Source organism: Exiguobacterium sp. BRG2, from assembly GCF_031844245.1.
Classification (GTDB): domain Bacteria; phylum Bacillota; class Bacilli; order Exiguobacteriales; family Exiguobacteriaceae; genus Exiguobacterium_A.
Genome location: NZ_JAUZUW010000001.1, coordinates 265,005 through 277,008, shown reverse-complemented (window position 1 = coordinate 277,008; position 12,004 = coordinate 265,005). Strand labels below are relative to the sequence as shown.

At 49.4% G+C, this 12,004-nt stretch carries 11 protein-coding genes and 2 other annotated features; of the genes, 3 read left to right on the top strand and 8 right to left on the bottom strand.

Annotated elements, in window-relative coordinates:
* Window positions 1-222 precede the first annotated feature (222 nt).
* The 3 genes from Q9R23_RS01415 to Q9R23_RS01405 all read left to right on the top strand — a co-directional run bounded on the left by Q9R23_RS01415 (window position 223) and on the right by Q9R23_RS01405 (window position 3,519).
* Complete coding sequence (locus Q9R23_RS01415; protein WP_214855126.1) at window positions 223-939, top strand: peptidoglycan DD-metalloendopeptidase family protein; 717 nt, start codon at window positions 223-225, stop codon at window positions 937-939.
* 116 nt (window positions 940-1,055) lie between these two features.
* Window positions 1,056-3,029 carry a penicillin-binding transpeptidase domain-containing protein gene (locus Q9R23_RS01410; RefSeq protein ID WP_214855124.1) on the top strand — a complete coding sequence of 658 codons (1,974 nt, stop codon included), beginning with the start codon at window positions 1,056-1,058 and terminating at the stop codon, window positions 3,027-3,029.
* Between the two features lie 19 nt (window positions 3,030-3,048).
* On the top strand, window positions 3,049-3,519 hold the full coding sequence (locus tag Q9R23_RS01405; protein ID WP_311246374.1) for a GNAT family N-acetyltransferase: 471 nt from the start codon (window positions 3,049-3,051) through the stop codon (window positions 3,517-3,519).
* Between the two features lie 260 nt (window positions 3,520-3,779).
* Here the strand turns inward: Q9R23_RS01405 and trpA are convergent, their stop codons facing one another.
* The 8 genes from trpA to Q9R23_RS01365 all read right to left on the bottom strand — a co-directional run bounded on the left by trpA (window position 3,780) and on the right by Q9R23_RS01365 (window position 11,990).
* On the bottom strand, window positions 3,780-4,562 hold the full coding sequence (gene trpA / locus Q9R23_RS01400) for a tryptophan synthase subunit alpha (RefSeq protein WP_290754847.1): 783 nt from the start codon (window positions 4,560-4,562) through the stop codon (window positions 3,780-3,782).
* A complete protein-coding gene (gene trpB, locus Q9R23_RS01395; protein ID WP_290754845.1) occupies window positions 4,562-5,758 on the bottom strand; it encodes a tryptophan synthase subunit beta in 1,197 nt (398 codons plus the stop codon). Before trpB ends, trpA begins: the two co-directional genes overlap by 1 nt.
* Window positions 5,755-6,324: a phosphoribosylanthranilate isomerase gene (locus Q9R23_RS01390; protein WP_311246281.1), complete on the bottom strand. Its 570-nt coding sequence runs from the start codon at window positions 6,322-6,324 to the stop codon at window positions 5,755-5,757. The genes trpB and Q9R23_RS01390 overlap by 4 nt, the downstream gene beginning before the upstream one ends.
* The gene (trpC, locus tag Q9R23_RS01385; protein ID WP_214855113.1) at window positions 6,321-7,088 is read right to left on the bottom strand and encodes an indole-3-glycerol phosphate synthase TrpC; all 768 of its coding nucleotides are present in this window, start codon (window positions 7,086-7,088) and stop codon (window positions 6,321-6,323) included. The genes Q9R23_RS01390 and trpC overlap by 4 nt, the downstream gene beginning before the upstream one ends.
* Window positions 7,085-8,101 carry an anthranilate phosphoribosyltransferase gene (gene trpD / locus Q9R23_RS01380; protein WP_214855111.1) on the bottom strand — a complete coding sequence of 339 codons (1,017 nt, stop codon included), beginning with the start codon at window positions 8,099-8,101 and terminating at the stop codon, window positions 7,085-7,087. Before trpD ends, trpC begins: the two co-directional genes overlap by 4 nt.
* Window positions 8,102-8,107: 6 nt before the next feature.
* Window positions 8,108-8,674, bottom strand: coding sequence for an anthranilate synthase component II (locus Q9R23_RS01375; protein WP_214855109.1), 567 nt, complete (start codon window positions 8,672-8,674; stop codon window positions 8,108-8,110).
* Window positions 8,671-10,065, bottom strand: coding sequence for an anthranilate synthase component I (gene trpE / locus Q9R23_RS01370; protein ID WP_311246280.1), 1,395 nt, complete (start codon window positions 10,063-10,065; stop codon window positions 8,671-8,673). Before trpE ends, Q9R23_RS01375 begins: the two co-directional genes overlap by 4 nt.
* Before the next feature lie 50 nt (window positions 10,066-10,115).
* Window positions 10,116-10,365, bottom strand: a binding site (T-box leader).
* A gap of 48 nt (window positions 10,366-10,413) precedes the next feature.
* Window positions 10,414-10,665: a binding site (T-box leader), on the bottom strand.
* A 56-nt stretch (window positions 10,666-10,721) separates the two neighbouring features.
* Complete coding sequence (locus Q9R23_RS01365; RefSeq protein ID WP_311246279.1) at window positions 10,722-11,990, bottom strand: dihydrolipoamide acetyltransferase family protein; 1,269 nt, start codon at window positions 11,988-11,990, stop codon at window positions 10,722-10,724.
* Between the last annotated feature and the right edge of the window lie 14 nt (window positions 11,991-12,004).

The following is a 12,004-nucleotide window of genomic DNA, read 5'->3' as shown; positions in this document are numbered from 1 at the left end:
TCGACGATTTGTCGGTTTCTTTTTTTACTTTAAAATCCATTACAATATATGTTAACAAAGCGTAATTTTGAAACATATTTGAAATATTTTTGTGTTATTGACGATGCTATAATCATCTCAGGCGAAAAATCATTCTTTAAAATAAATAAATATGCATAAAATCTTACAATTTTGTAATGATCAGTTCTGGCGCTTCAGATTTTTAAGGAGGAAATACACTTAATGAAACGTTTGCTTACAACAATGACAATGACAGCTTTGGTAGTTTCAGGTTTTGCTACAACGAGTGCTTCGAAAGTTGAGGCCGCAACGACATATAAAGTAAAAGTCATGGCAGACGGACTACGCGTCCGGACAGGTCCATCAACGGCTTATAAAATCGTCGGTAGCGTCAATACAGGACAGACATTCAATTATCTCGGTGTTTCTGGTTCATGGACAAAAATTTCATACGGCGGCGCATCACGCTACGTTTCTTCTACATATGTTAAAAAGTACAGTACGACGACTTCAACAAAAGCAACGACTGGTTTTTCGCGTCCAGCAAGCGGTCCGATCACACAAGGATACGGTGCGGCAAGCGGTGTTTATGGTTACACGTTCCACAATGGTATTGATATCGGTGCTCCGACGGGTACACCCATCTATGCTTCAGCTGCTGGAAAGGTCATCACGTCTCGTTACTACGGTGCATACGGTAATCATGTCATGATGACGCATACGGTTAACGGCATCCAGTACACGACAGTTTACGCACATATGAACAGCCGTGCTGTTTCTGTTGGACAAACGATTGCTAAAGGAACAAAAATCGGGACAGTCGGCTCGACAGGAAATGCCTTTGGTGCTCACTTGCATTTTGAAATGCACCGCGGCTCTTACGTTTACAGTGGAACGTCTGCAGCAAACAGCGTTAATCCACTCAATTACTTCAACTGAATCAGATTCGCCGGACTTCTCATCTTGAGAAGTCCGGTTTTTTGTTTCAGATGAAATCTTCTGACAGGAGTGGTACGGTATATGCATGGCTCTCATGCATATAGGAGGCGAATCATATGAAACGAACCATTCCCTTGATTCTATCGGCATCTTTCGGCGTGACTCTGCTTGCCGGTTGCCAAGATCAACCGACACCTGAAGAACGTCTTGATGCCTATATCAAACTTTGGGAGAAACAGGACTACGATAAAATGTATACGTACGCGAGTACAGCTACTAAAAAAGAATACGGTAAAAAAGAATTCATCGAGCGAACGAAACAATTGTCGAAATCACTTGATATTCAAAAGTTATCCGTCGAACGAAAGAAAGCGGAGGAAGCAACGGATGACGAAAAAGCGTCCCTTCCCGTGCGGATTTCCTTTGATACAGTTGCAGGAACCGTTGCCTACGATAAACAAGTTCCACTGACATTCGAGAAACAAGGTGAGACCGAAAACTGGTTCATCGACTGGGATACTTCTTTTGTCCTAAAGGATTTTAAAAAGGACGACAAAGTCCAGCTACAAACCGTTGAAGGCAAACGTGGTGATTTACTCGATTCGAATGAGAAACCGCTCGCAACCTCTGGAAAAGGATTTGCTGTCGGCGCGACAGCCGGACAATTAAAAGACGTCGAGAAAGTTGCCGAATTGCTCGACCGCCCGACCTCTTCAGTCGAAGATTCCTTAAAGGCAAGTTGGGTCAAAGATGGACAGTTCGTTCCGCTCAAAACGATGACCGACGAAGCAATGGTTGAAAAATTGCGTGACATTCCTGGAATCAGTGTCCAAGAAACGGAAGTCCGAACGTATCCACTTGGTAAAGCAGCCTCTCATTTGATTGGATATATCGGTTCAGCGACAGCAGACGAGATTAAACAATCAAAAAATCAAATCCAAGCTGGCGAGCAAGTCGGGAAACGTGGACTTGAACAAGTACTCGATGAGCGCTTACGTGGTAAAGCCGGTGCGACAATCACTTTACAGAAAATAGACGGCTCAAACGTTACTGTTGCCGAAACGAAACCGACAGATGGCGAAGATATTGCGTTGACAATTGATGCCACTCTTCAAAAAAAGACTTATGAAACGATGCAGGATGATCCCGGAACAGCATCAGCGATTGATCCGCAGACCGGCGAGACCCGTGTCTTACTCAGCTCTCCTGGCTTTGATCCTTCTGAATTCATGTCAGGAATCTCACAGGCACGACTCGATGAACTGACGCAGGACCCGGACCAGCCATTATTGAACCGATTCACAAGTGCCTTCGCACCCGGTTCGACTCAAAAACCATTGACGGCTGCTGTCGGATTAAAGAGCGGAACGCTCGACCCGGAAAAAGCCTACACAATCAATGGGCTGAAAAATAAGATCGATGGTTTTAACGTCACCCGCATTCATGAGACACCGGCCCCGGTCAATCTGCATAATGCGCTCGTCTATTCCGACAACATCTATTTCGCCCGTTCGACACTCGAACAAGTCGGAACGAAAGCATTTACGTCTGGTCTTGAAGCGCTCGGATACGGTGAAAAGCTACCGTTCACGTACCCCTTACGTGCCTCACAGATCTCAAACGACGGGACGATTTCTTCTGATGGACAGCTGATGGACACGTCTTACGGACAAGGTCAGATGTTGACGAACATTCTACACTTAGCATCGATGTATGAAATTTTCCTGACGGATGGAACAATCTATCGTCCGACACTCTTACAAGAGGAAAAAACGAAGCAAGTCTTTAAGAAGGATTTACTCGACGCAGACGACGCGAAGATGATCCGCGATGATTTGTATGATGTCGTTCATAACGGTTATACGCTTCCGGCTGATATCAAAGAAGTCGATGTTGCCGGTAAGACAGGTACGGCAGAATTGAAAAAGGCAGGCGAAACCGACGGCAAAGAGAATGGCTTCTTCGTTGGATACGACAACGACAAAAAAGATCTTCTCGTTGCCATCATGATCGAGTCAGTCGAAAAAGAAGATCGTGGCAGTCCGTACGTGTCGGGACTTGTCGCCGAAGTACTCAAACAAAATCGATGATCGGAGTGATCGCTTCTTGATGATCCGCACTAGCTGTACTTCAGACCTCCCTGCCCTGCTTACACTGACGGCAGAAACATTCGCGCATCACAAGCGGTTGTCGCCTCACTTTCACCCAGATGTAACGACACCATACACGCTAGAGTCTTTAAGTCAGATGATAGAAGCAGAACAACACCTCTGTCTGACAGCGCTCGATGGAGAAACACTCATTGGTTACTTGTTTGGCAAGTGGACGGCGCCAGCATCCGATCGATTTACGCCCATTCGTATCTTGAACATCACTGACGTCGGTGTCACCTTTTCCCATCGTTCATCAGGAATCGGTCGCCAGTTGATGCAGGTGGCAGAAGAACTCGCACTCGAACGAAAGGTCGATGCTGTTCGCTTAAACGTTTGGACGGTCAACGACCGGGCCGCAACGTTTTATGAAGAACTCGGATTTGAACCGCTGTATACGAACTCGCAGAAGTCACTCGTTCAAAAGTGACATCTATACGAAAAAGGGGCTGACTCAAAAAAGAATGACGCGTCTTTTCACGCCCTTTCATCAGACGAGACACAAGCCAGTTTTCCTGCTTCATTCAAGCAGGAAAGCGGGTCTTGTTTGTCTCTGACAGCGCATAATGCGCTTTTTCCTGTAGGAGTGGCGTGTGACGCGTCATTCTTTTTTTAGAGATACGGGTGGCAGATCATCATTCTGCCACCCTTATGTTTGTAGAAACTGACTTTTGAGACAGCCCCTTTTTATTAATGTGACGGCGTCGCCGCAAGACGTGCTGCCATCAACTGTTGAATCGTTTCTCGATCGTTCTGATGGAGTAAGTCGACGATCTTACTGCCGACGATGACCCCCGAGACTGGGCGGCTTAATTGTTTGACGTGTTCCGGTGTACTGATTCCGAAACCGGCAAGTACCGGTACCGGACTATGGGCTGCGACATTTGCTAAATGTTCTTCAAGTGTCTTATCAAACGTCGTCTGTCCGCCTGTTGTCCCATTGACCGTAACCGCATAAAGGAATCCTTCGCTTTTATCGGCAATCTTTTGAATCCGTTCCATTGGACTCGTCAAGGAGACGAGTTGAACGAGCGCGATATCCGACTTGTCCTCTTGTTCGAAGAACTGTTCGCTCTGTTCAAGTGGTAAATCAGGAATGATCAATCCGTCAACCCCGACTTCGCGACATGTAGCAAGAAACGCCGTTAATCCGTAGCGGAAAATCGGATTCAAGTACGTCATCAAAACGACAGGAACATCGACGGTCTGATGGGCAACGCGAACCGCCTCAAGAACATCCTTCAGTCCGACGTTCGCTTCTAGCGCTCGGAGTCCCGCTTCTTGAATGACTGGACCGTCAGCAACGGGATCCGAAAACGGTACGCCGACTTCAATCGCTGTCGCTCCGGATTCAGCGAGAAACGCTAAGATTTCCGGAAGGCGATCAATCCCTCCATCTCCCCCCATGACGTACGGGATGAAGGCTTTTTCGCCCTTACTTGTAACGCTACGAATCGCTGTTTCTAATCGCATCATGCTTCCCCCTTTAGTGCGTTTCTGACAGTAACGACATCTTTATCGCCACGTCCTGATAAGCAGATAACGAGAATCTCTTCCTTGTCCATCTCTGCAGCGAGTTGTGTCGCATAGGCAATCGCGTGTGCCGACTCGAGTGCCGGGATGATTCCCTCCTTGCGGCTCAACAGCTGTAGTGCTTCGAGTGCTTGTTCGTCGGTCACCGCTTCATACTGAACACGACCGATATCTTTGAGCAAACTATGCTCGGGTCCGACGCCCGGATAGTCAAGTCCTGCTGAGATCGAGTGCGCTTCTTGTACTTGACCATGGGCATCCTGTAAGAGATACATCATCGAGCCGTGCAAGACACCGACCTCTCCTTTTGTCATCGTCGCTGCGTGTTGATCCGTCTCAACACCACTTCCCGCTGCTTCAATGCCGTACAATTTTACGTCCGTATCATCGATGAACGGATGGAACATGCCGATCGCATTACTGCCGCCGCCGACACAAGCGACGATCGCTTTCGGCAGACGCCCCTCTTTTTCGATGATTTGACGTCGTGTCTCTTTTCCGATGACTGCTTGGAAATCACGGACGAGTTGCGGGAATGGGTGTGGTCCGAGAACAGAACCCATCAAGTAATGCGTGTCTTCGACATGTTTGACCCAGTAACGGAGTGCTTCATTGACGGCATCTTTGAGTGTCCGACTCCCTTGTGTGACCGGGATGACGGTTGCTCCAAGTAACTCCATCCGAAAGACGTTCAACTCTTGACGACGGACGTCCTCTTCGCCCATGAAGATGACACACTCGAGGTCGAGCAAGGCACAGACCGTTGCTGTTGCGACACCGTGTTGCCCTGCCCCTGTCTCAGCAACGATTTTTCGTTTCCCCATCCGTTCAGCCAGTAACGCCTGACCAATCGTATTGTTGATTTTGTGGGCACCGGTATGGTTCAAGTCTTCTCGTTTCAAGTAGATCTTTGCGCCACCGATCGTTTGCGTCAAATGTTCAGCAAAATAAAGTGGTGTCTCACGTCCGACGTATTCTTTCAGCAATTCGTCCATCCGCGCTTGAAATGTTGGATCCTCTTTTACTATTGCATAAGCTTCTTCGAGTTCAATCACCGCGTGCATCAATGTTTCCGGGATGTAGCGTCCTCCGTATTTACCATATTGCCCTAATGTATCCGGTTGTGCGTAGCTCATGCTTCTCTCTCCTTTACGGCATCTGCGAATGCCTGCATTTTGATGGAATCTTTCTGTCCATCCGTTTCGATGCCACTTGAGACATCGACGGCGAACGGGTGATATCGTTTGATTGCTTCTCCTACATTTTCAGCTGTCAAGCCACCGGCAATGAACAATGGACGATCGGCTTGAATGTCTCGTGACCAGTCGAATGCCTCGCCACTTCCAGCAACCGGTGCGTCGACGAGCACGTACTCCGTCTGTTGCTCTACTTCCGTGATGTCCGTCACGGGAATCGCTTGAATGACGGGAACCGGTAGCTTGCCATCCGGGATGATCCCGTGAATTTGAACGAGATCTAGCGCGACTTGCTCGACCGCGTCGACGACCTGTTGATTAGTCGGGGAGACGAAGACACCGACGACCTGGACCGTACTCGGAATGTCGCGTCTAAGACGCGCCGCCTCTTCTAGCGTGACCTGTCGTTTGCTTTTAGCAAAGACGAAGCCGATGTAGTCCGCTAAGCGAACTGCCGCTTCGACATGTTCTCCTTCCCGGAGACCACAGAACTTAATCCGTGTCATACGCGAACGCCACTCACTTCTCGGATGAAGACTTGTGGATCGTCTGCTCGCATCAATGTCTCACCGACGAGGATCCCGTCTGCACCGGCAGCGTGTAATCGCTGTGCTTCCTCGACCGTCTTGATACCACTCTCACTGATATACCGGACGTCCGGTTGTTTCTGTTCTAGTAATCCGACCGATGTCTGTAAATCGACTTCGAACTTCTTCAAGTTCCGGTTATTGATGCCAATGATTTGTGCACCGATCGCCTCTGCCCGGCGTAATTCCTCTTCGTCATGGACTTCGACTAAGACCTCAAGTCCTTCTGCGTAAGCATACGCATACAAGTCAGCAAGCGTCTCCTGCTCGAGGGCCGCAACGATCAAGAGAATCAACTGTGCGCCATGTGATTTTGCCTGGTCAATCTGAATCCGGTCAATCATGAAATCCTTACAGAGGACAGGGATGTTGACTGCTGCAGCGACTGCCGCTAAATCGTCCATCGATCCTTTGAAGTACGTCTCGTCCGTCAAGACAGAGATGACGGTCGCCCCACTCGCTTCATATTGTTTGGCCTGAGCGATGACGTCGACGTCGAGTGCGATGGCACCTTTTGATGGCGAAGCTCGTTTGATTTCCGCGATGACGGATAAATCCGCTCCGGCTAGTCGTTGCTTGATCGACGGCTTCAATGCCTCCCGATCAATCCGTTCGACACCAGTTAATTTTAATTGCAGGACTTCTGCTCGTTTCGTTTCGATGATGCGATCTAAGATATTCATCCGATTGCTTCCTCCCGTGTCATTTGTCGTAATTGGTTCAATCGTTCCATCGCCCGTCCTGAATCGATGCTATCTGCTGCTAAGGCGATCCCTTCTTCGATCGTCTTCACCCGATTTGCTGCAAAGAGAGCGATCCCAGCGTTCAGTAGAACGGTGTCGCGATAAGCACCATTCTCTCCACTCAGGACTTGCAGTAAAATCGCCGCATTCTCTTGTGCACTTCCACCGCGGATCGCTTCAAGCGGTGCGGTCTTCAGTCCGACTTCCTCCGGATGAAGACTGAAGCGGATCAGTTCACCTTCGTCGAGTAAGACGAGTTGGTTCGTTCCGGCAAGAGACGCTTCATCCATTCCATTCGCACCGTGCAAGACGATCGCCCGCTTTCGTCCGAGTCGGTGCAGTGTCAACGCCATCGTCTCGAGCATATCCTCCCGGTAAATTCCTAATAGTTGTGTCTTGAGCGGGACCGGATTCGTCAACGGACCAATCAAGTTAAAGATCGTCGGAATCCGTAAATCACGTCGGACCTTCATGATTTGCTTGACACGCGGATGCATCCGTTGTGCAAACAAGAAGGCGATTCCGTTCGTCTCGAGTTGCTCTACTAAGTGTTCCGGTGTTGCATCGAGTGAAACCCCGAGTGCTTCAAGTACATCAGCGCTACCCGTCTTACTTGAGACACTCCGGTTCCCGTGCTTCGCGACTTTCATGCCGGCACCGGCTAGAACGAAAGCGGCTGTCGTACTGATGTTGAACGATTGCGAGCCGTCGCCTCCTGTACCGCAGTTATCCATGAAATCACCGGTGACTGGAATGTCGAGCGCGACTTCGCGCATGATCGAAGCGAGACCGGCTAGCTCTTCTGCTGTCTCTCCTTTTGCTTTCAGAGCAACGAGAAAGGCGGCAATTTCGCTATCAGTAACATCTTCGGCAAACAGTTCGCGTGCTGCCTGTTGCATCTCTTCATATCGTAAATGTTTCGCTTCTGCTAATTTCAATAACGTCTCTTTCATCGTTCGTCACTCCTTCGTCAATTCAATGAATCGTTTAATCATCTGCTGTCCTTGTGGTGTTCCGACGGATTCAGGATGGAACTGGATTCCGAATGTCGGATGTGTCTTGTGCTCGAGCGCCATGATCGTCCGGTCATCCGTTTCTGCTGTGATGACGAGCTTCGTCGGTAAGTCGTTTCGAGCGACGATCAGCGAATGATAGCGCATGACCTCTAACGTTTCCGTCATGTCGTCGAAGAGTTGTCCCGATTGTCGAATCATCGATGTCTTCCCGTGCATGATGACTGGTGCTTCGACGACGCGTCCCCCGAATGCTTCTCCGATTGCCTGATGTCCGAGACAGACACCGAGAATCGGTACTTGCCCCGAGAATTGACGAATCAGATCGATGCAGATGCCAGCGTCAGCCGGACGGCCAGGACCGGGTGAGAGGATGATACCGTCCGGTTTCATCTCGCGTAGTTCTTCGATGCTGACCGCATCGTTTCGAATGACGTGAACGTCCGTATAAACGGATGCGTATTGGTATAGGTTATAGGTAAAGGAATCATAATTATCAATTAGGACGATCATTTCCAAACCTCCAGTAGTGATTTCGCTTTGTGTAACGTCTCCTGGTACTCAAGTCGTGGAATCGAGTCGTAGACGATACCAGCCCCTGCTTGAACAGAAGCGACACCATCCTTGATCACCATCGTCCGGATAGCGAGAGCAAAATCCATATTCCCCCGAATGTCGAAATAGCCAACAGCTCCAGCGTATACTTCTCGTTTGACCTGTTCGTACTGGTCAATCAACTGCATCGCTCGAATTTTCGGAGCTCCTGTGACCGTCCCAGCCGGTAGACAAGAGACAAGTGCGTCTGCTCCAGTCTTCCCGTCTGCTAACGTCCCTTCAACGACGGAGACGAGGTGCATGACGTTCTTGAATCGTTCGATTTGCATGAAGCGTGTCACTTCGACGGTACCAATCTGACAAATCCGTCCTAAGTCGTTGCGTCCAAGATCGACGAGCATCCGGTGCTCTGCCCGTTCCTTTTCATCGTGAAGCAACTCTTCTGCTAGCCGTTCATCTTCCTCTGTCGTCTTTCCCCGGCGACGTGTGCCGGCAATCGGATTCGTCGTCACTCGATCCCCTTTGACTTGGACCAAACTTTCCGGGGAGGCCCCAAGTATGATTGCTTCGCCTAAGTCGATATAAAAGAGATAGGGACTCGGATTATCCTTGCGGAGCTTCCGGTAAAACTGGAATGGGTCACCCGTAAACGTCGCATCGAGGCGTTGCGAAAGAACCAGTTGGAAGACGTCTCCTTGGCGAATATGTGTCTTCGCTTGCTCAACGAGTCCTTCAAACGTCTCTTGATCCATCAACGGTTCATAGACGACATCCCGGAGTGGACGCTCGATGTCTGTTCGCTCTCGCGATTGTTCGAGTTGCGCTTTTCGTTCTGCTAAACGTTGACGAAGGACGTCACGATCAGTGATGCCGCCAAGTGACGTTTGAATCAAATGAACACGATGTTCGAGATGATCAAACAGGATGATTTGGTCGTAGACGGCGAGTAGCGCGTCCGGTAGTTGGCGCGTTCGTTCCGGAATCGCTCCGAGTGTCTCATACGCCCGCATCATATCGTAACCGACATATCCGATTCCGCCTGATAAAAACGGAAGATCTTCTTTGACGCCCTCCCGGAGGATCAACTGTTGCATCAGTCGTACTGGATCACCTGTTTCTTGTGTCAATCGACCTGTCTTCAACTGTTCCCGTGTCACGGTTCGTCCTTCTGCGCGGATCATTTCCACCGGATCGACACCGATGATCGAATACCGTCCATGATCCGTATGCGCTGAACTTTCAAGTAAACATTTCTGTGTTCCACTCAGTTGTTGGAAAATCATGATCGGCGTCATCTCGTCGCCGTTTAGTTCAAGTTGTTCGATGATAAGTGTGTCTGTCTGAACCATCTCTGTTCGCCTCCTGGAATAAAAAAAGTCCTCCACACAGCATATGCTGTATGGAGGACGATGATCTCGCGGTGCCACCTCTCGATTGGAACGGTTCGACCGTTCCCACTCTGTCTGATGCGTCTAAATAAGAGACATCATAGCCTACGATAACGGGGGCATCCGTCGTGACCTACTTCTTCGTTCAGCCACGCTCTCATGAGACCATTCACGAAACCTCGCCGTACGGAAGTCGCACCATTCTTCCGCTCTCTGAAACGCCGATGTTGCCTCGCTACTTAACTCACTCTCCGATTTATTCGATTCGATTGTATACGAAAAGGGTCTTCTCGCCCATTCATGTAGAACATGAAGGACGGGAAGACCCGCGGTACCACCTTCGTTGACGATGCTGACATCGTCCCCTTTGAAACGAACCGGACCATTGTCCTGATTCGTCGACCCCAATAACGGGAGGAACCCGTCAGAGCCTACTACCCACTTAAAGGATTCGGTCTGAAGCTCAGAAGGCCATTCGCTTGTTACCCGATACTGATTCACACCACCCATCAGCTCTCTTGAATCGTTTCACAAGTTACTTCTCTTCGTCTTTGCTATCGTATGTTGAATTGTTTCTTATATTACGATGCTTCTACTTCCCTGTCAATTGAAAAATCTCAGTATAAGGAAAGTTGGTTTGGATCGATGGATTCGAGCGCTTGTTTGACAGTTTGTAGGAACTGTCCGGCGACGAGTCCGTCGAGTACCCGATGGTCAATCGACATACAGAGGTTGACCATGTCACGTGCTGCGAACATGCCGTTCACCCAAACTGGACGTTTGACGATTGATTCAACAGATAGAATCGCCGCTTGCGGGAAGTTAAGGATCGGTGCTGATTGGATTGAACCGAATGAGCCCGTATTGTTGACCGTAAACGTCCCGCCCTGCATCTCTGCAGACGACAACGTGCCGGCTTGTGCCCGTTTCCCGAAGTCATCAATCGCGCGTGCGGTCCCTTTGATGCTTAGTTCATCCGCATTCTTGACAACTGGTACGAACAGAGCGTCCTGTGTCGCGACAGCAAGTGATAGATTGATCGCTTTCTTTTGAATGATCTTATCTCCCGCCCATGTCGAGTTCATGATCGGATGTTTCTTCAATCCTTCGACCGTCGCCTTCATGAAGAACGGCAAGAACGTCAATTTGACCCCTTCTTGTTTGAAGAACGCATCTTTATGACGATTACGTGCTTCGACCAAGTTCGTGACATCGACTTCAATCATCAACCAGGCATGTGGCGCTTCGTGTTTCGCGCGAACCATGTTCGAAGCGATTGCTTGACGTACGCCGGCAGTTGGAATCTCGATGTCGCCTGTTTCCGTCGCTTGTGGTGCGCTGACCGGACGTTTTGGTGCGGATGGCGCTTCTGTTGGAGGCGCTACCGGAGCCATTTTCGCTTCCGGTTTTGGTTCAGTTGTTTGTGGTGTAGGAACAGCGCCGGACTCAATCAGTTTCAACAAATCTTTCCGAGTAATCCGCCCGCCGGCTCCTGTACCCGTCACTTGTTCGAGATCGATGCCATGCTCACCCGATAGTTTCAAGACTGCTGGTGAATAGCGCTTTTTCATCGAAGTATCAGCCGTCGTCGTCTCTTCGACAGCCGGTACTTCTTGTTCAGTCGCAGCGACTTCCGTTGATCCCCCGTTGACTTGCATCGTGACGATTGCGTCACCGACTTGCAACGTATCGCCTTCTTCTGCAAGAAGTTTTTCGATCACACCATCAAACGAAGATGGGACTTCTGCCGTTACTTTATCAGTAATGACTTCTGCAATCGGATCATATTTTTTGACAGTGTCACCTGGTTTGACCAGCCACATCGAAATCGTTCCTTCAGTAACGCTTTCCCCGAGTTGTGGCATCGTAAGTGTTTCAGTCTTCATCGGTCAGTTCCCCC